The 20518-nt window shown below is 40.4% G+C and carries 13 protein-coding genes and 3 pseudogenes (1 of these 16 cut by a window edge); 5 read left to right on the top strand and 11 right to left on the bottom strand.

Annotated features, from left to right (window positions below; genetic code table 11):
- Positions 1–434: pseudogene (locus tag FHG67_RS06780) on the bottom strand (IS110 family RNA-guided transposase); it reaches 704 nt to the left of the window's first position.
- Between the two features lie 575 nt (positions 435–1009).
- On the opposite strand from FHG67_RS06780, the pseudogene FHG67_RS22285 reads away from it, so the two are divergent.
- Positions 1010–1767, top strand: a pseudogene (locus tag FHG67_RS22285) (transposase family protein); the annotation flags it as partial.
- A gap of 88 nt (positions 1768–1855) precedes the next feature.
- On the opposite strand, the gene FHG67_RS06790 reads toward FHG67_RS22285, so the two are convergent.
- The 3 genes from FHG67_RS06790 to FHG67_RS06800 all read right to left on the bottom strand — a co-directional run bounded on the left by FHG67_RS06790 (position 1856) and on the right by FHG67_RS06800 (position 6835).
- Positions 1856–4972, bottom strand: coding sequence for an efflux RND transporter permease subunit (locus FHG67_RS06790; RefSeq protein ID WP_142499707.1), 3117 nt, complete (start codon positions 4970–4972; stop codon positions 1856–1858).
- Positions 4938–6299 (bottom strand): TolC family protein, encoded by a 1362-nt coding sequence (locus FHG67_RS06795; protein ID WP_004499502.1) that lies wholly within the window; start codon positions 6297–6299, stop codon positions 4938–4940. Before FHG67_RS06795 ends, FHG67_RS06790 begins: the two co-directional genes overlap by 35 nt.
- Before the next feature lie 152 nt (positions 6300–6451).
- The gene (locus FHG67_RS06800) at positions 6452–6835 is read right to left on the bottom strand and encodes a hypothetical protein (RefSeq protein WP_004496408.1); all 384 of its coding nucleotides are present in this window, start codon (positions 6833–6835) and stop codon (positions 6452–6454) included.
- On the opposite strand from FHG67_RS06800, the gene FHG67_RS06805 reads away from it, so the two are divergent.
- Positions 6738–6989 (top strand): hypothetical protein, encoded by a 252-nt coding sequence (locus FHG67_RS06805; protein WP_232423467.1) that lies wholly within the window; start codon positions 6738–6740, stop codon positions 6987–6989. The two genes, FHG67_RS06800 and FHG67_RS06805, sit on opposite strands and share 98 nt — an antisense overlap.
- Before the next feature lie 347 nt (positions 6990–7336).
- On the opposite strand, the gene FHG67_RS06810 is transcribed toward FHG67_RS06805, so the two are convergent.
- Entirely contained in the window at positions 7337–9562 is a 2226-nt protein-coding gene (locus FHG67_RS06810; protein ID WP_002632992.1) for a SulP family inorganic anion transporter, read from the bottom strand.
- Positions 9563–9602: 40 nt separating this feature from the next.
- The gene (locus FHG67_RS06815; protein ID WP_004501849.1) at positions 9603–9974 is read right to left on the bottom strand and encodes a hypothetical protein; all 372 of its coding nucleotides are present in this window, start codon (positions 9972–9974) and stop codon (positions 9603–9605) included.
- A gap of 724 nt (positions 9975–10698) precedes the next feature.
- Between FHG67_RS06815 and FHG67_RS06820 the strand changes: the two genes are divergently transcribed.
- Positions 10699–11838 carry a DUF1577 domain-containing protein gene (locus tag FHG67_RS06820; protein WP_004501857.1) on the top strand — a complete coding sequence of 380 codons (1140 nt, stop codon included), beginning with the start codon at positions 10699–10701 and terminating at the stop codon, positions 11836–11838.
- A 99-nt stretch (positions 11839–11937) separates the two neighbouring features.
- On the opposite strand, the gene FHG67_RS06825 is transcribed toward FHG67_RS06820, so the two are convergent.
- The 3 genes from FHG67_RS06825 to FHG67_RS06835 form a co-directional block, all read right to left on the bottom strand.
- Positions 11938–12945 (bottom strand): hypothetical protein, encoded by a 1008-nt coding sequence (locus FHG67_RS06825; RefSeq protein ID WP_004501877.1) that lies wholly within the window; start codon positions 12943–12945, stop codon positions 11938–11940.
- A 42-nt stretch (positions 12946–12987) separates the two neighbouring features.
- Positions 12988–13632: a DedA family protein gene (locus FHG67_RS06830; protein ID WP_004496383.1), complete on the bottom strand. Its 645-nt coding sequence runs from the start codon at positions 13630–13632 to the stop codon at positions 12988–12990.
- A 93-nt stretch (positions 13633–13725) separates the two neighbouring features.
- Complete coding sequence (locus tag FHG67_RS06835) at positions 13726–14058, bottom strand: hypothetical protein (RefSeq protein WP_002632993.1); 333 nt, start codon at positions 14056–14058, stop codon at positions 13726–13728.
- A 526-nt stretch (positions 14059–14584) separates the two neighbouring features.
- Between FHG67_RS06835 and FHG67_RS06845 the strand changes: the two genes are divergently transcribed.
- Complete coding sequence (locus FHG67_RS06845) at positions 14585–15172, top strand: hypothetical protein (RefSeq protein WP_002632981.1); 588 nt, start codon at positions 14585–14587, stop codon at positions 15170–15172.
- A gap of 143 nt (positions 15173–15315) precedes the next feature.
- On the opposite strand, the gene FHG67_RS06850 is transcribed toward FHG67_RS06845, so the two are convergent.
- Together FHG67_RS06850 and FHG67_RS22830 are read right to left on the bottom strand one after the other, a co-directional pair.
- Positions 15316–17232 carry a DUF1561 domain-containing protein gene (locus FHG67_RS06850; protein WP_142499709.1) on the bottom strand — a complete coding sequence of 639 codons (1917 nt, stop codon included), beginning with the start codon at positions 17230–17232 and terminating at the stop codon, positions 15316–15318.
- A 578-nt stretch (positions 17233–17810) separates the two neighbouring features.
- Positions 17811–17941: pseudogene (locus tag FHG67_RS22830) on the bottom strand (bifunctional permease/carbonic anhydrase); the annotation flags it as partial.
- Positions 17942–18756: 815 nt separating this feature from the next.
- On the opposite strand from FHG67_RS22830, the gene FHG67_RS06855 reads away from it, so the two are divergent.
- Complete coding sequence (locus FHG67_RS06855; RefSeq protein WP_142499710.1) at positions 18757–20061, top strand: UvrD-helicase domain-containing protein; 1305 nt, start codon at positions 18757–18759, stop codon at positions 20059–20061.
- Positions 20062–20518 lie beyond the last annotated feature (457 nt).

The following is a 20518-nucleotide window of genomic DNA, read 5'->3' on the forward strand; positions in this document are numbered from 1 at the left end:
TTCGTCGGTTGGAATTGGAACAACCGGTAACTCTTCTTTTGGATATCGTTGAATGAGTCTGGCTATTTTTAAACTGTCTTCTTTATCGGTCTTTTTTAAAGATTGATAGATCGTTGCTAAGTCGCCGGGATTTAGGACAATTACTTGAGTTGAGTATTGATTTTGCAATTCTAAAAGATTGAGATCCAATCGAGCGATCCGTTGAGAGCGAGATTGCCAAAAAGCAGCGGAGCGCTGCTGTTGGCTCTTAGCGAAGCTAAGAAACCTAAACCTACAATATCATTCAAGGTTAACCATTTTAATAAACTGTTGATACCGTTTTCCGTTGTACCGAATTGTCGACGTTCGAGCAAGTTTTCCGTATTGATTCGAACAACCTCTAAACTTTTCTTTCCACAATCAATTCCTACATACTTGCCATCTTGACTTTTCATTTCTTTTCTCCTAAAATGACAGAGGCGGAAGGACTTAACAAAGTCGGGTGATAACACCAGCACTCCCATCGAACGATCCTTAGAGAGTGAGATGTTGAGTTGCCCTTCGCGGTCGACTTTGTTAAGTCGCCACACTTTGGTTTGCGGTGGCCGATTTAGATTCATCTATGGATCGGGGTCTTAAGCCCTGTCGAACGATCCTTGGAGAGTGAGACACTGAGTTCAGAGCGATCAATCCATCGAACGACCCTTAGGAAGTGAGATGCTGAGTTACTCCACCGGCCTTCTTGACTCCGTCGAATCAAGAGTATCACACTTCGAGCTGTCTTACGTTCAAGAATCATACTAATCTATGGATCGGCTAAACTCAGCGAATGCCTCTCTATGGATCGGCTAAACTCAGCGAATGCCTCTCTATGGATCGGCTAAACTCAGCGAATGCCTCTCTATGGATCGGCTAAACTCAGCGAATGCCTCTCTATGGATCGGCTAAACTCAGCGAATGCCTCTCTATGGATCGGCATTCAGGTCCGAAACATAGAATCGCTTTCGCATTTTGTTATATCGAACTCACGTTATTTTATAGAGTTCGAACAGGAATCCAATGGAGATATATTTCTCCGATGTTCGGTTCTAAATCAACATTAAACATTACATAAAAGATTTTACGAATTGGTTCGGCCGGAGTATTTGATAAAATTGAAAAAGAAGCATTAAAACTTTATGAGCGCTCTGTTAAAATTAGAACGATGACATCAGGTGGTGCTTCGCAAGAGCTCTCAAAGGGGCTTGCACGGGTCCGAACCCGATGGATCGCGGCAAAAGAATTATTTAAAGGCATATTCTCGTAGATCGGCGTGGAGCACCTGCAGCTTTTATAATCGCTCCGGCTGGAACTCATGATTAAAAATTAATATTTAATAATTTATAAATTATAAATATATAAAACCGGAGATTGTTTCATCAGATAAATATTATTCTAACAATGCGATTAAGAATAAATTAAAAAAGAGGAATATTCAGTATCGAATTCCAAATAAAAAGAATACGATAAATCCTGAATGGATTACTCCTTTACTGATCCCTATGAAATAGAGTGCCGTTAATTCGAGTAGTAAATCCCGCGTTTAGACGCAGAATTTTTCTATTACGTAGAGATGAGTAAAACCTTTTAGATGAACAGTCGAACGTACTCTTGCTTTGGCTCAATGCGTTTAGAGCCATAAAAACTTGTTGGGAATTCAAGGAAAAAAATTACTTCGCTTTTTGCATAGTAGCATGTTCGATTATTCTTTTCAGGATGGCTAACGATAGTTTTAGGACAAACTCTTAAAATGTACCGACAACTTTGCGATTCCTTGTCGTTGACCGTATCAAAATGTTGAATGCGGCAGTGAAGAAATTGTACGATCGGAGTTCGTTTAATTTTCCGAAGTTTTTTCCAACCAATAATAGAAAACTGGAAGAATCACCAGAGTTAATAATGTGGAAGATACGATTCCTCCGATCACTACGGTTGCCAGAGGTTTTTGCACTTCCGATCCGAGCCCGTAGCCGAATGCCATTGGTAGGAATCCGAAAGACGCTACAAGCGCCGTCATGATTACGGGGCGAATTCTGCTCGTGGCTCCTTTTAAAACCGCTTCTTTTAGGGGAATGTTCTTTTCTTCGCGAATCCTGTGAATCGTATCCAATTTGACGAGCCCGTTTAGCACGGAGATTCCGCATAACGCGATACATCCCACGAAAGCGGAGACGCTTAAATTCATCCCTCTTAAAAAGAGAAACCAAATTCCTCCGGTTAGTGCAAAAGGAACGCAAAAGAATACGAGTAAGGCTTGACGAACCGATTTCAAACCTAGATATAGAACTACGAAAATCATCAAAAATGTACTAGGGAGTATGATAGATAATTTCTCTTTCGCCTTCGAAAGATTTTCAATCTGCCCGCCCCAGTACACGGAATAACCCTGAGGGATATTCATATTTGAAATCTTATCTTTCGCTTCAGAATAGAATCCCTCTAAATCTCTTCCGCGTAGATTCACCGAAACCGCCACAAATCTTCTGGATTTATTTCTGGAAATGGTCATGATTCTTTCTTTTTTTTCTATAGAAGCCAGAAGTTTAATCGGAATCATTCCTCCGTCTTGTGTTCCCACTCCTATATTCGATATTTCGGATTCGCGATTTCTGAATTCTTCGGAGAGTCGGATTTTAATCGGAAACCGAACTTCCTCTTCGTAGTATCCTCCCAATTCGAATCCGCTCATAGACGCCTCGACTACGTTGTTGAATAAAGGAAGAGATATATTATAATACTTTAATCTAGATTGATCGGGAATGATATCGATCACCGTGGATTTCCGAAGAGCCATGATCGGATCGAGTTCCACTTCCGCTGCTCCCGGAATCTTATGCAGATTTTCTTTCAAAGAATTTTGTAAATCTAAGAGAATATTTAGGTCCTTTCCGAGAATTCTTACGCTGATATCCGCTCTACTTCCTTCCAGAAGTTCGTTGAATCTTGCCTCCAGAGGTTGGCTGAGAGTCAGTTCTGATCTTGGATAATTTTCTTGAACTTTTTTGTGGATTCGGTTTAAGAAATTCTCCCAATTTTTTTCCTTTAACAGATCTTCCAAAGATTCTTTTTTAAGAATGATAAACGTGTCGGCGTTGAAGGTTCCCATCGGGTCGTTTGCTACGGAACTGGTTCCGATTCTGGAGAACACGCTCTGAATCTCTGGCATTTGCATTAGGATTTTTTCCACTTCCTTTTGTTCCTTCAAACTTTCCTCTATACTGATATTTCCTTCTCTCACGATTACGAGCATCAAATCTCCCTCCATCAATTTCGGAAGAAAAACCGTTCCCATTCTGGAATAGATGAATAGAGTAAGCAGGAAAAACGCGATGGATCCGATTACAATCGGTTTCGGTTTATTTAATAGGATCGAAAGATATGTTTCATACAACGTTACAATTTTACTTTTTTTTATCTCTCGGTTTGAGATATGTTTTGTTGGGGTAATAAAAAAGAACAACAAAGGAGGGAGAAAAAATACCGCCAAAATCAAACTAAAACCCAATGCTAGAAGAACGGTTTGGGCCATCGGACGAAACATCTTTCCTGATATTCCGTCTAACGTTATAATTGGAACATATACGAGCATAATGACTACGATTCCGAAAGAGACGGGCTTTAAAACTTCCAAAGACGCGTTCAGGATCGTTTTAATCTTCTCTTCTCGATTGACAATGGAATTCCTTTCAAATCGTATTAGGACGTTTTCGGTAATTACGATGGAGGCGTCCACAAGGAGGCCGAAATCGATTGCTCCTAGACTCATTAGGTTCGCGGAAATTCCGAAAACCCTCATAAAAATCGCAGTCAAAAGCATCGATCCCGGAATGATCGTCGCAACAATGATCGACGCCCTTATGTTGAAAAGAATGAAACATAAGGTCAAAATTACTAGGATTGCGCCTTCGGAAAGATTTTTAGTAACGGTTTGAATTGTGGAATGGATTAGAAACGATCTTTCTAGAAGAATTCTGATTTGTACGTCCTCCGGGAGATCTAAACGGAACACGGCTCGGTTCAGGTCCGCATTGATTTGATAACTGTTTTCTCCCCGCAACATCATAGCGGTTCCTAAAACGATTTCTTTTCCTTCGGAACTTGCTCCGCCTAATCTCTGTTTGCCGTGTTCCTTTACCTGCGCTATATCGGAAACTCGGATCGGCGAGCCGGTGAGAGTACGACGAACCGTAATCTCGGATAAAGAGTTTAAGTTTTTCTTAATTCCATACGCTCTAACGATGGAGAGTTTGCCTTCGTTTTCGATAAAGCCTCCCCCGAAACTTTCTCCGATCGTAGATAATTCTCCGATCAATTGATCGATCGTGATTCCCAGAGTTCGCATTTTGGAAGGATTTAGATCGATATGAATTTCTTTTTCGTACCCTCCGTTGGAATCCACTTCTACGATTCCGGGCACAAGAGATTTTAACTGAGGACGAACCATATAATCCTGTACGGTTCTCAAGTAAAGCAAACGATCCTTTTCCGGGAGAAACGTTAGGCGGCTTCCCGGTTTTGCTTCCACGGTATAAAAGAGAATTTCCCCGAGTCCGGTTGTGTTCGGAACGATCGTGGGAACGATTCCTTTCGGAAGTTTTTCTTTAGCGCTTGTGATTCTCTCTAAAACCATACTTCTGGCTTGATAGATATCCGTGCCTTCCTTGAAAATCAAAGATATATTAGAAAGTCCGAATTTAGATATGGAACGAACGTCGATCAGATTCGGCATCCCCATCAGTTCTGTTTCAAGAGGAAATGTGATTACCTTTTCGATTTGCTCCGGATCCAAGGAACCCGTTTTGACGGTTACGATTACCTGCGTGTTCGTAATGTCGGGAACCGCGTCGATCGGAACTTCGTTTAAAGTAAAAAAAGAATATGTAAATAAAAATAATGCGGTTCCAACGGAGAGGATCGGATTATTTAAGCTGATATTCAAAAGTTTGGACAGCATATTGAAACGTTCCTATGATTTCTTTTTCGTTCGTGATATATAGTAGGTTGAGTAGCGCTTCGAGGTGGGCGATTTGTGCGTCCAATATCGCGTGATGAGTTTCGTGAAGTTGGTTTTCCAATTCCAGATAACTCAACATTAAAATTCTCCCTTTTTTAAATTCCACGTCTGCGTAGATCAGATCTTTTTCTATTTCGTCTAACTTTGACAAATTGAAAAGTTTAAGATTGGCCTTGGACTGTTCGTAATCTAAAAAGGCTTGTTTAAAGGCGGTCTTTACGAGGTTTTCCTGATGATGAAAAATCCCCTGCTTGGATTTTACGTTGACCTCGGCAGCCGAAATCTTATTTTGAAATTGATCCCATACTGGAACTCTAAACTTAAGACCGAAGTCGTAAAATCGGTTAGAGACCCCCGACCGGTCTTCTCCTACTTGACTGACGATGGAGTAGTCCGGATATTTTTCCAAGTTCGCGAGATTGAGTTCCGCCTTTGCCTTTTCTATTTCTTCTTTGGCCGCCATGAGAATCAGATTTTGCGAAAGCGCTTTGATTTGAAGTTCGTCGAAATTAAACTTCACTCCTTCCGAAAAAAAAGGGATTCGAAACGAGGGAACCGATTCGAGCATAAGATATAAATTCATAGCCTCGTATTGTTTATGCGAATCCAATTCGAGATCGTTGAAATGTTTTCGCAGAGCCAAAATTTTTCTTTGAATGATAAATAGATCCGTCTTTGCCTGCGGGGTTATGAAAGGTCTGGCGCGGATATAACTTTCCAAGATCGATAATCTTTTAAGACGTTCCTTGACGTGATTTCTTTTACCAACGGAAACTAAATAACGATAAGTGAACTTAAGAGCGTTGAAGCGAATCGAATTGTTTGCTTCCGCGAGTTGAATCTCCTTAATTTTGGAATCGTTATCCACTAAAAGCTGGCGCAGTTCCTTACGGCCCGGAAAGTATATGGGTTGTTCGAACTGAAGCGCATATTCCGCTCCGCTTTCGTTGGCCGCACTTCTTCGACCGTAATCCAGAGTCAAAAAAGGATTTTGAGTTTTTCCTTGTTGTTTGCGCTGATAAAAAAGCGATTCCAAATCCGCATTCAGGGAAAGAAGTAACGGAGAATTTTTCTCCGCCAAGTCAAAAATAGTCCGAATGTCCAATTCGGAATAAGCTTCGGATCGAATCGGAACGACTAAAATAACGGTGAGAATTACGAAACGTTCCAAAACGGATCCGGCCCAAAAAATATTTTTTGTCCGGTTCGATACTAGTTTAAAAAAACGGAATATGCTTTCGGGAGTTTTACTCCGTTTCGTCTGCATAGTTTACCTCGTATTTGAGTCCCTTAGGGTGAAAAATTTACGCTTTAGAACAAGCGATAAAAGACATTTATTTCAAACTCTTGAAACGGGAGAACGTATACCGTTCCATCCGATTTCAAAACCGAAAGAATAAAAATTGCGGAGATTGAGGATTAAATCAAAAGACGAACGGAAGAGAGAGATCGAATCTCGTTCGAACCGTTTTCGACAAAATCGAAAACGAACCCCATCCGTGCTAAGAAAGGAAAGAATGAAAAGAGCGGGTTTGCGGAATCAATACGCAGCGGTATAAAAAACCTTAAGAATTTGAAAAGGTGGGAATCCGTTTCCGAGAGAACGATTGAACTGGAATCCCATTCGCAACCGGAAGTCTTTTCCGAGTTCGATTCTTGATGACAAGAAGCCGAAGATAGAGGAGTTTCGAGAATTTTGCTTATTTTGGAATCGAATCCGCAGATTGGTCCGCAATTCAAAACCAACACAAGAACGGATAACAAAGTGCATCCGATCCACGTTTTAAAAATCGAGGAAACCATATCTCCAGCTTACCATACCTCAGAGCTTGTCAACGGAAAAAACGATCTTAAGACCTTTTCAATCACGGCTTATCATTTCCCAAAACTTCGCTTTAAAAACGAAATGAGCGTTTTTGAAAAATTCGAAACGATTCGTCGAGCCTATTTAACGTGAGTTCGATATAACAAAATGCGAAAGTGATGATTCTATGTTTCGGACTTGAATGCCGATCCATAGAGAGGCAGCCGCTGAGTTTAGGCAGCAACATTGAGTTAAAGCGCGGTCGCGAGCTATTTTATCTATGAAATTCGCGAGCTGCTGCGACGACCCATCGGGAGTCGTTGCGCTTTAGTTTCTTATTCGCCCAAACTTTCTTAGGCCAAACTCACGTATTTAAGTCGTTTTTTATCGTCCTTCGAAATAAACCCTCTTTGTTATAATATTCAAAAATATGAATTTACTCATTTTTGTAAATGATAAATGTCCTATCGCGATTCTTTTTCATATACGATCGACGGGGATTAACGCGTTTCGAACTTATATCGGAAAATGTCGTAGTCGCTAAAATCCTTATTTATGTCTATGTTGAGATCCAGGAGTATGCCTTCTTGGAGATTGTATACCCAGCCGTGAAGTTGAAGATCGTTTCCCTGGCTCCACGCGTTTTGAACGATCGTAGTCATACAAAGGTTATAGACCTGTTCTCTCACGTTTAGCTCTACGAGTTTTTTGTGTTTTTCATCCTCGTCTAAAATTCCGGAAAGTTCTTTTCGGTTCATTCGGTAAACCTGTTTGATATGTCTAAGCCAAGCGTCGATCAATCCGTGATATTTGCCGTCTATCGCCGCCTTGACTCCGCCGCAACCGTAATGACCGCAAACGACGATATGTTTGACTTTCAGAACTTCGACGGAATATTGAAGAACCGACATCAGATTCATATCCGTATCGATTACTAAGTTTGCGATGTTTCTGTGAACGAAAAGCTCGCCTGCGTTTGTACCCGTCATTTCATTGACTGAAATTCTGCTGTCGGAGCAGGATATGAGAAGGTATTTCGGAGTCTGGCCTAAAGCAAGATTTTTAAAGTAATTCGGATCTTTTAAAAGTTTTTCCTCCACCCAAATTCGATTGTTCTCGAAAAGTTTTTGATAATCCTGTTGGATGATCGGGTCCAGGGGTTTGTTTTTAATTTTCTGATAAGTAGAGGTCACGTCGATAATCTCCACTTTGATATTGCGGAACTCGGCCACGATCTTAAAGTCTTCGATGATTTCCAAAACGTCCGGATCGATATATTTAGACTTGGAGCCGTCTATGATCAAGTGCGCGTTATCCGGAACCTTATCCAGTTTGTACAACATGCTCGATTTGTTCAAAAAAGACACGTCTTCGGAGAGATCTATCTTTACCTCGACTCCGTACGTCATTTCCTTTTTGTTGAATTCGTAAGGATTCAGAATATTCCTTCTTACGATAAAGAACACGGAAAATAAACAACCGATTCCGATTCCGATAAGAACGTCCGAGAAAACGATTCCGATCAACGTCGAGACAAACGGAACAAATTGATCCATTCCTTTTCGGTATTGTGTTTGGAAAATTTTATAATCCGTGAGTTTATAGCCTACGACCAAAAGTACGGCCGCCAAAGAAGCCAAAGGGATTTTTGAGATCCAAGTCGGGATCAAAATCAGAGATAAAAGAATCAGCAAGCCGTGTAGGAATGCGGAAAATCTAGTTTTCGCTCCGGCTTGTAAATTCGTGGAACTTCGAATGATTACGGACGTGATGGGTAGTCCGCCAAGAATCGCAGAGAATAAATTTCCGGTTCCTTGGGCAACCAGTTCGCGGTTTTTGGAGACAATTCTTCTTTGCGGATCCAACTTTTCGATCGCATCCAAGTTCAATAGGGTTTCAAGACTCATCACGAGACAAATCTTAATCGCGGTCAGATAAATCGCCTGATTTTTCCATTGAGAAAAACTCGGGAAATGATTCCCCTGAAAAAAGTCCGTAATTCCGTTTAGTTGAATCGGCTGGATCATATGCTCCGAGCCGACGGCGATACCCAGTTCGAAAGTTTTAAAAACTTCGTTTAACAAAACACTGACCAGAATCGCGACTAAAGATCCGTGAATTATGAATTTTTTATGGAGTTTTAGCTTTTCCCAGATCAAAATCAAAACCAAGGAAACAGAGGACAGAACGATTGCTCCGGGAGTGAAACGATGAAACGCGGCCAGGATCTCCGAAAAAGTATTTTCCTGATCTTGTTGAAAAAAGACCATATCCCCTTCGTAATCCATATCGTAGCCGATCGCGTGCGGAATCTGTTTTAAGATTAAAACCGCTCCGATTGCCGCTAACATTCCTTTGATCACCGAAGACGGGAAAAAATTACTTAGAATTCCTGCTTTCAAAAAACCTAATGTGATTTGTAAAACTCCGGCCAAACAAAAAGCGAAAAGAAAGTCGTTAAAACTTCCTAATGTTTGAATCGAATCGAAAACAATCACTGTAAGTCCCATAGCGGGACCGCTCACGGATAGAGGCGATTTGCTGATCAGAGAAATTACGATACCTCCCACGATTCCGCTGATCAAACCGGAAACGATAGGCGTACCTGATGCAAATGCAACTCCAATACAAAGGGGAAGAGCGACCAAAAAGACGACGATACTAGAGGAAAAGTCGTGTCTTAAGTCGTCCCAAGAAACGTTAGGAAAAAAGTATAAGATATTCATATAAACTCCTTCGGATTAAGGCTCGGAAATTTCGAAATTGTTAAATCGAGAGATGGAGGTTTTCCGGAGGCGGGTTTTCTATTTCCGAAAAATATTGAATAAGGATTTGTTCGACCGCGTTATTGTAACGGACCGTTTCTAAATCGTAATCGAATATAAACTTATCTTCCTGAGATACGAGATCTTCTAGTTTGAGTTCAGTCGTTTTTTCCTTTTCGGCTTCCGGGGCTTCGCTTGAGGCCGCTGACGGCTGGAAATTTTTACCAAAAACGCTGTATTGGGTCCGTACAGTCGCGCAATAGAAAATCAGAGCGATGTATAGAAAAATAAAAAATTTATGGTCCAAGCAGTTTAGAAATTTCATAGGCTTTTTAATGAGAACTTTGGAAGCCGTCTTACAACGGAAAAGCATTTTAAAACAAATCGTTCGTTTGAAATTTGAATCGCATCGCTTTAGGTACAATAAATTCTCATTAAAAATATGTGTTTAGGTGCCTTACAAGCTAAGTCCGTTCATTTTTCATGAGAATAGACGCACTTGACTCAAACAGGAAATCTTTTGGTTGAAATCCGACCAAAGCTTGGGATTCGGAGTTTGTCTCAAAACCTTAAGAGAGATCAGTTACCATCATTCCACAAATTCCTAATAAAATGTAGGACTTTACACGTTTTAGTGGATAGATGTTGTATGTATGTAAAGTCTTAAAATCTATTCACTACTAATCCCTATCAAATAGAGTATCGTTAATTTGAGCATAAATCCCGCGGTTAGCGCAGAATTTTGGACACTCTATTGTGTAGAGATGAATAATATCTAAAAAGTTCCTACATTTTTGTGAAATTCAGGCGTCTCACTTCTATTGTCGCTCGACGGGCTTTAGGACAAATTCTTAATTCTTGTTTTAAATCGGACTCAGTACAATCGAATCAATATCGAATTTACAAAAAAATTCCATTGAGACCGTTGCGACTTCACCTGAATCCTAACTTATATTCAATAAGTCATTTTATGAGTATTTTCAATCATTTTTTAACATTATAATAAACTTCATCTTTTTATAATTTAAATTTTTTCGTTTACTGAATTTTTCCCAAGAAGATACTCATCTTAAATTGATTTTGAAAGTTCATTACTGATGGAATATTTGCAAAAAACCGAAAGAGAAATGGATGTCATTGCTTCTATTGAACAGAAGCATCATGTCATTGCAAAGTATCTTTTAGAGCAAGAACTCACTTTCAAAACCTATCCCTTTGATCGAAAGGCGATGATTAGAAAAATTCTGGAAAAGGGCGGAAAGATCCTCATTCAATTTTTGAACGTGGAAAATTTTCAGGAAGGAAGTTCCTTTATTCTTTATATGATTCTCGCAACATACATTGAACTGGAATGTGTCCTTCTTCAGAAATTGGAAAATTCTCTTTTTATTGTTAAGGTGAAAAAGCTTGCGATCGCGAGAAAAAGTAGGGATAATCAGAGATTTGCGGTCGAACCAGGAACTATGTATGTGACTAACGTGGTATCTTCCAAAGCCATAATCGAAGCGAATATGTTCAATATTCCGACCTTGGTGAAAGTAAATTTCGAAGATTATAAGAATCGTCTCAAACAAAAAACGAAAGACATCGTGGACATCGATACTTTCAAACCAGATTTGGATCGTAAATTCCAAATCGTTAAGAAAACGCTCAAATATCTTCTTATAGAAAATACCCAAGATGAGAGTTCTTATAAAAATGGTTCCCCGGAAAGGATCAATTACGAAGAGGAGGTGGACGACGATTTGTCCTCCTGCATCAGAGTATATAAGGACCAACAAATTGTTTCCGAATTGATCGTTCCGATTATCTATCTGAATCTTGAGCGAGAACAAATCCCGATCGGTTACTTTTCGATACAGAGTAAGGAACAAGAACTTACGGAGAAATACGTTCTAGAACTTCAAACTCTTGCTAACGAAATGGTAGATAGAATCAAAGAGTCGAATACGACGAAAACGATCGAACATTTTCAGATCCTGAACGCTTCCAAGACTGGAATCTGCGTTAAGATCGAAAATCCTCATTTGGTCGAAACCTTGCCGAAACAGAACGATTTTGTGTTCGATATCTTTTTTAAGATGCAGGCTCCGTTTACGGTTCACGGTTTGATTCGCTGGTTGGCTAAGGACGAGAATAACCATCTCATTTTAGGGATCGAACTCGCCGGAAAGTCGGATTTACCGGGAGAAAGAGCCCGTTACGAATCGAACATCGAATCTTTGTCTCAAGAATAATCGACTAGAAGTTATCTCAAAAATATTCTAGAATGATTGGAATCGGCGTCTTAAACAAAGATAAAGTTTTTGAGATAGCTTGCTTCTAATCAGAAAATTCTAAAATTGAATCCGATACGGATCTAAATACTCGTGGTCCTTTCTCCAAGGCCGCAGCCCGTGAAACTCCACTCCCGCCGCTTGTTTTGCGTTTAAAACGGTTTCTTTTCCCCGATGACGTATAACGCACTTCACGTTACCTATGTCGCTTTGCTCTACGTATCTAGGACTTCCATCCGGGTCTCGATAGATATAACCGGCGATTTGATCCTTATCCATTTCGCTTTCCACCGATATCTCATAACCGTCGAGACGCGTTTTGAAACTAAGTTTCGGATATTCCACTTTTGTCGAACTTCTCAGAGAACGAAGGATGGAATGCTGATGGATCGGAATTCCTCGTCTCAGAAGAGTGACGAAGGTCAAAGTCGGAGTCAACGGCTGAGGGCGGACCGTCACGATTTCCATGGACCAATCGTCCGGATCGTTGTCGAACTTAGGAACGAAGGTCCAGAATAATTCGGAAACTCGGTTTGTTCCCCAGATATGATTGAAATGTCCATTCGCATTTTGGAATGTGAATTTTCGGTTTGCGAGTCGAATCCAACCGGCGACCTCCGTAAAAGGGGATGAGACGATACTTCTCGTTTTGGGAATGGGAGTCTTTTCCAACCAACGGGGGAGATGTCCGCTGGGTTCCAATTTATGTCTGAATTCCAAATCCCAAGCTAGATCTTCCGACTTTGAAGTTTGGATTTTGCCGCGCATGTGATCTGGTCCTACGGATGCTTCCGGAAATTCGATCTCATGTTCCTTGATCAAAACGTCCTCATAGGGAAAAGACCGGACCGTAGTTCTATGATTCTTTGGGTTTTTACGATCAAATAAAGACGTCCAAAGAGTTCCCATCGGAAGCAGATCGCGATTGTTTCTGGGATTGAGTGTGGAATATCGGACCCAAAAAGCCTGGTCGTTTTCAGGAATGAGAACGGTCGCAAACCAGATTTCGAATCTGGGTTTTACAAAACTCGCCGCGAATTTGGAAATAAAACTTTCTCTTAAGTTCATCTTTCGATAACATCTGAGCGAGCTTTTTTGGATCGAAAAAATTTAAGCCCGACTTTTTTTTCTTTCCTTCAGGTATTCGATCACCGCAGGCATGACAGAGATAATAATAATTGCAAATATTACAATTTTAAAATTTCTTTTTACGAATTCCAGGTTCCCGAAATAATACCCGCCCAGAATGAAAATAGAAATCCATAGAATTCCACCTAGAACATTATATGTAATAAATTTAACGTAGGTCATCGTCCCGATTCCGGCGACAAAAGGCGCGAAAGTGCGTATAATTGGAATAAATCTTGCGATGATGATCGTTTTTCCGCCGTAAACCTCGTAAAACCGATGCGCCTTTTCCAAGTGTTCCTTTTTGATCATTGGTATTTTTTCTTTTTCTAATATCTTTTCTCCGGTAAGGTTCCCGACCGAATAATTTACCGTATCTCCTAAAATGGCGGCAATGATGAGAAGAATCAATGTGCTTCCCAAATCCAAAGAACCTCTCGCAATAAACGCTCCGACGGCAAAAAGCAGGGAGTCTCCGGGAAGAAAAGGTGTTACGACCAAACCGGTTTCCGCAAAAATTATCAAGAATAGAATAACGTAAGTCCCGTTTTGATACGTCTGGATGATCGCATCCAAATGTGTTTCCAAATTTAAAAATAGATCGATAAAAAACTGAAGAGTTTCCAAATTGCCTCCCTTGTTCGAAAGAACGAGGTCCTATTGTGAATTGAATTTAGGATAGGATTTATCCGGGAGCGGGTAAGTCAAACGCGTAAAACCCTAAAAAAGCAAACGTTCTTTTTCCGGATTATAACGAAAAATTTTTGTCGGGTAATTCAATCGGATCGAATTTGAGGAAATTCCTTTTCGATCCGGTTTGATTCTCGCGTCGAACTCGACCTCGTCTCCTAATTGAAGATTCATGGTTTGAAACTTTCGGGATAAATAAAACAACTGAGATTGGATGATCGATTTTCCGGAAATTAAAAGACAAATATCCCGCAATAGAATTCGGGATTGTTCCGGATTTTTATGATGTAGGATCGATTCAACCGTTCCGCGAAAGCGGGTTCTTTTGCGGGGAAGAATGTGAATTGAATTTTGCGCCGTCATTTTATTTTTCCACATGTTTCAAAACTTAGAAACTATTCCAAGAACTTATTCACTGAAAACGGGAAGTTTCAGTATTCTATGTTAGATATCAGAAGTCCTTGATTACCGATCTTTACAGTAAGCACTCAATGACCCCATCTATCGCTAATGTAAAAAACGGATAAACTAAAAAACGAATATAAATTGGCCAAAAGAGTTTGATGTATTTTCCCAAAGCGGAATGACGTCCATTGAAATGCTTTGGATAAAAAATCTTCGATCCGTTTCGGGCGAGAAAGTCTCGCCCCGGAGCCGTTGGCCTGACCGACCTCGTCTCGGTGAAACGCCTTATGAAAGCCTGAAATCATTGTATCCGCTAAAATCGCTAAACACCATTTACATCAGTAATCTGGCGAATGATTTGAAAAAAATTGACAGACCTCATGCCGTGGCGCAAAGTGTGCGACTGACTTAAGACATTAAGGTTGGAAATTTACCATTTGATTCACGTGATGCGGATCAACATAAACAGAGAGGTTTATTAGAGGTGAACGATAATGACGAGAACAGCATATTAGAATTTTCTAGTAAGTTGGGAAGTTTTCAGGAAAATTGCAAGCGGATTCTGGAAATCACCAATCTTTGGCCTGAAGCAAAAGCTCAGACTGTTCGGAACTTTGATTTTAATGCCGCCTATAAAGAATTCACAACATGTCTAATTGAATTATTATCAAGCAAGGAAGCAGAAAATACTGGGTTCATCTCTGATCTGGTGCTCTATTTTGATATCCGCGATAGAGATATTATGGCATATTCATGCCCTGAATGGTCGGAAGACGACGCAGATTGGAGCACGGATATTGGATCCCAAGCCAGTATGGATGATAATTCGATCGTTCGGACAATGCAAAGCCTGACAACAATTGACAACAAAGAGTCAGATATTTTCGCCTGCTTGGTTTTGATAGTCTTCAGCCACCACTTCGGTTCCGATAATTTTGCCGATGCGTCTAAATACTTTCTCAATAGTACGCGCGATCATGTGTATTTTTCCATTGGAGTACATTCCAGCAGCCTCTTTACCATTGGCTTGCTGAATAAAAACGGATACGAGACTATGAATGTAAGTCATTAAAGAACCAGAAAAATTTAACATGAAATACCGCTAACCTACAAAGACGATAAATCCGATAAATTCTGAAACATGACACTTCCAATGGATGCTAAGTAACGCGATCTCGATACTTAACATCCATTATAGTTTTTAGACTAGATCACTTACTGTAACGTGCATCTGCCTCCCGAACACTGATTTACTAACGAGCTGATTGGATATCTTCCTGAACCTCTTCTGTCCTCTCCTTCTCCGGTGCAATCCCTGTTAGAAACCATGAGTCCAAAAACACTTTCATAAGCTCCTACCGGCTGTATAGTTGTGAGTACTAGCATAGTTCTGCCTGGTCCTTCCAGATCAGCAAGTATCTCTTCCGGATTCGTCCTGGGTATTAAAGATGATCTGTAGTCGTTAAATGATGTCGTAGGCGTGTTTGTTCGAATTGCCACTAACCCCTCAGAGGTCCTAATAACTGGAACGGCATGTCCCGAAATAGTTCCGTTTGCACGCTGCCTTCTCATTAATACCAACCAAATACTTCCGGGAGGGGAATTTGTGAGTGATCTAATATGAGATAGCATTTCAGGTCGAGTGGTCATTGGAGCAGAGCTTTCCCATTCGTACTGAGGCATCATAATCATAGTAGATGCGTATGCCAGCACTCTGCCTCTGTTAGCGTATGTCGCAGGTACATTTGTCAGTAGTCTGTACAATTCCCGATAACGTCGGCTAAACGAAATAAAAGGATCCCTATCAGGGGCTGTATCGAAGAAGTAGCCTCCGCTCTGAAGCGGTCTTTGAGAATGATACTCCTGGAGTTCTGCTAACATTTGAAAGCTATGAAGTAGGCAAACGCCGCACACTCCAACCTGCTGGGGTCTGTAACCGGGTCTCGCAGATTCATATGTTGCTGATCTAGCTATGTCGTAAAATCTCCTGATCCAATCATCAGTTAATTGAAAGTCAGACGGTAGGTTCCTTTTTACTCTTTTATGCGCATAGCTTTTCTTATTACCGGCTGGACAGTACTGTTCTGTATTTCCAAGATTACCGGTTGTGTAACGTGCCCAACTCAATAAGTCTTTATCAACAAAAAACAGAGACGTAGGATTATGGGTAGTATCTGCCTCTATATAAGAGGGTTTAACTGTATAAGCAACACCCCAATTCGGTCCGGCCTTGGTAACTCTAAGTATATTGCCTTGATAATCTGTAATCATCCCTCCTTCTTGTGTCTCAAAATATATGTTCCAATAAGCGGAATTCTCCTTACTCGTCACAGGTGCGTCACTACACTGTGCCCAGTAAACCCAATTCCAATTATATTTACCTACCTTAGAATACATACAAGAGAGAAGTCCATTAGCAGGATTGTATTGGGCAAGATGTCCATTTTCGGGATTGTAGTAGATAGGCGTAGTATTTCTATCTGAACCTCCCGAACGAATAAAGTAGCGGCCAGCCATATTATTCCAAATTCCATCGCCCCAATTCGAATCCCAAGCTATGGAAGTCTGAATGCTAACGTTTCCAGGAGTGGCCACTGTCTTAACCCAATCATTCATCGTAGAGTCTAAGGTATGGTTGTAGTAATCCCCGGATGTTTTTGAGATATAGGCAAGCCAATGCACATCCTTCAACTGATAACGCCCATCCGCAGTCCAAAAGGCGTTATTTTTTACTATCCATCTTTGTTGAGGATCATTGATAGTACAAGGTCTGAGGTTCACATAATCCCAGTTTGTTTCTCCTTTAATTACTTTCTCTGGAGTAGTGACACATAACCACGTGTTATTAATGTAATAGGAAATTCTCTGAAACACGTCGTATCTTGCTTTAGGAGTTTTATCCCCACACCCCTGAAGTTGTATAAAACTTCCATCAATGGTGAACATAGGAGAGTAACAATAATTTTTCCCATTATGCGCAATGATCTTAATAGGTTTATCATTTGGTTTATCAGTAGGCTTTTGAACAATCGAACCTGGGATACCACTCGATGAAATAGAGTTCCCCCCGTAAGTAAAACTAACTCCAATTGAAACTAACAAAACTACCGTCAGAACTATCCAACGACCCATTCTTACCTCCTTTTTTTGAAAAATTAAGACGTAACGTCTGCACTCTAGGGATATGATACAACATACCTTCCCGGCGAATCTTGTTTGAACCGGTCTGTTGATAAGTCGAACTACCCGATTGAGTGGAAACTACGTCGCTTTAACATGTTGCCATTATTTTTTATTTCGAGTGAAAAGTTTTTAATTTATTAGAATATTCTAATAAAACTGAATGAAAACATGTTTCTGTGAACACGTTGTTTGCATGTCATAAAATATCAAATAAAAATTAATTCTATATGAATCCAATAAGGTAACTGTAGCTTTAGTGGTCTTTCATGCTATTCAATTGATTACTCAAGTGAAATTTTTAGACAAAAAATATAAAAAAACGTTAATACGAAAATAAAAAATAATTAAAGGAAATTTTGGCTAACTTATTCCCGCGAAAATATATAAAAAACAACATTATATTTAAATATTTTAAAGTAATATTTATGAATCAATCTAAGGATTATTTTGGAATTATCCTACGGTCGACCCGCTTTCAATTCTAATGCCACACTATGCTTTGAGATGGACATTTTAATTTAAAAATTTATTTCAAATTTTGTTTTGCGCAACTTTGCCACGATTTTAAAGTTTTCTATAATTTTCAAACGCCCGGATCTATGTATTTGGATTTAGAACCGTTGATGATTAGATACGCGTTATCCGAAACCTTGTCTAACGTACAGCGCATCCGACGACCTGCCAAGCGATCCTTAGAGAGCGAGGCAGCTTACGAGCAGCATAGCGTAGCGAGTTGCTCTTTTCGCAGAAAGGATATCCAAGCGATCCTTAGAGAGCGAGGCAGCTTACGAGCAGCATAGCGTAGCGAGTTGCTCTTTTCGCAGAAAAGATATCCAAGCGATCCTTAGAGAGCGAGGCAGCTTACGAGCAGCATAGCGTAGCGAGTTGCTCTTTTCGCAGAAAAGATATCCAAGCGATCCTTAGAGAGCGAGGCAGCTTACGAGCAGCATAGCGTAGCGAGTTGCTCTTTTCGCAGAAAAGATATCCAAGCGATCCTTAGAGAGCAGTGCCACTTTCGTTTCTTTTGGGACCGGCTCTGATACGACATGCTAGCTTATTCAAAAGGGAAAACTCTTCGGAAAGATCAATCTTCTCCTCGACTTTGTAAGCCATTCCTTTTTGAAACTGCGTCTGCGGAATCCTAAGCCGTAAGTTTGTGAGTAAAAACCGAGGCTGAAGATACCAAAGGAATTTTTACGATCGAAGTCGGAATCAAAATCACTGAGGTAACAAAGTGTAAAATAGGTTCCTAACTCTGATTGTAAATTCGCGGAGCTACGAACGATTGCAGAGGTAATCTGCAATCAATCGTAGAAAACAGATTGAGTGAGTATTCCCTATTTTTAGATACAATTTTTCTTTTAAGTTTCAAAGAAGAGTTCTTGTCTCCTAAGCCAGTAAAAACATTAAAAAAATTGAATTTTCTCTCTCCGGGATTTGAAATCCGGAACCGTATTCGTAAGAGGGGAAAAAATGAAAAAAGAAGTTCAATATAGCCCAGCCCAAAAAGCGGTGATCGAAGAAAAGTCAAGATTCGTGCAAGTTGTAGCTGCGGCGGGTTCCGGAAAAACAAGCACGATGGTAGGGATCATAGAACGAATTTTGGTTGAAAATTTGTTTCCGGAAGAATCTATCTTAGTCTTAACATTTTCGAGAAAAGCCGCCGGAGAAATTTCGGATAGGATTCAAAGATCTACCGAGAAAAATTCCATACGGGTCCAGACGTTTCACGCGTATTGTTTGTATGTACTGGGTCGCTGGCATCCTAGATTTATAGCGCAAAAACCGAAAATTCTTCCGTTGGAAGAGAAAAATCAATTCTATCGCGAATTCTTAAAAAAAGAACGAAACAAAATCGGAGGGATTCCCTACGAACTTTTTTGGGCGGAGAATATTCCTTATATCCGCGAGAATTTCGCAGAGCTCAAAAAAAATCTCGAATTCGCTTATCAAAAATACAAAGAGGAGAATGGTTTTTTAGACTTCGACGATCTGGTAAGAATGTTTTTGGACGGTCTTCGAAATGAGGAGGAATGGACTCATGAATCCAGAAACATACTTCGAAAAATCATTGTGGATGAATTTCAAGATACGGATTTGGAACAACTTGAATTTCTTCAGTTGTTATCCAGAAGTGCGTCAATCGTCGTTGTAGGCGACGACAGCCAAGCGATCTATAGTTTTCGGGGAACCGCACCCGGGGCGTTTTTAAGTTTTCAAAAACTTTTCCAACCTTGCAAGCTTCATTTCTTAAATACGAATTATCGCTCCTTGCCGGAAATCATTCGAACGTCCGCGATTCCGATCCGAAAGAATCGGGAAAAAATCGAAAAAGAGGTTTTTCCATCGCGTCAAGGGAAAGCTTTCGTCGGTAAGATCCTCATGGAGGGAGCCGTCGATCTGATTCCGTTTTTAATTCGAGCGATTCCTTCGTCCGAAACGGACTTGAAAATCTTATGTCGATCGAATTTTAGAATTAGCGAATATGCCAGAATTGGAATTCCGAAAGACTATCTTATGACGATTCATTCCAGTAAAGGTTTGGAATTTCATACCGTTTTTGTGGACCTTGCGGACGGTTGGAATGTGAGACCCGATTCTCCTTTGGAAACGATCGAAGAGGAAAGGCGGATTCTTTACGTCGGTTTGTCGAGGGCGAAGGATCGTTTGTTGGTCTTGGGTGCCGCTAAGAATTCGAGAAGAGAAACGATCGAAAACGAGTTCTTCCGTTATTTCAAAAAACTAAAAAAGATAGAACCCGAAGATCTTTCGAAGTAAATAACGCGATTTCGGTATAACAAAATGCGAAACGCTCTCTACCATAACCTTATCCGCAAGTATTTGGATCCGAAGATAAATCTGTCGGAATTACGACAAATCCCCCGTGAAACAGTCTCGGGAGATTTTTCTCTATCAGAAAATCATACTTTTTGCAAGTAAAGAGTATCATTCTTGTCGGAACGCTTGAAAAATATCAGTTTTTGATCCTTATTATCCCAAAAGCCTTCTTAACTTGTGGGTTGGTTACGGCTCCCTACGGGATCGGCTAAACTCAGCGAATGCCTCTCTATGGATCGGCTAAACTCAGCGAATGCCTCTCTATGGATCGGCTAAACTCAGCGAATGCCTCTCTATGGATCGGCATTCAGGTCCGAAACATAGAATCACTTTCGCATTTTGTTATATCGAACTCGCGTTAAGTAATTCTTTTCAAAGGGTTTTCTACTCGGCATTT

Source organism: Leptospira weilii (assembly GCF_006874765.1).
Classification (GTDB): Bacteria; Spirochaetota; Leptospiria; order Leptospirales; family Leptospiraceae; genus Leptospira; species Leptospira weilii.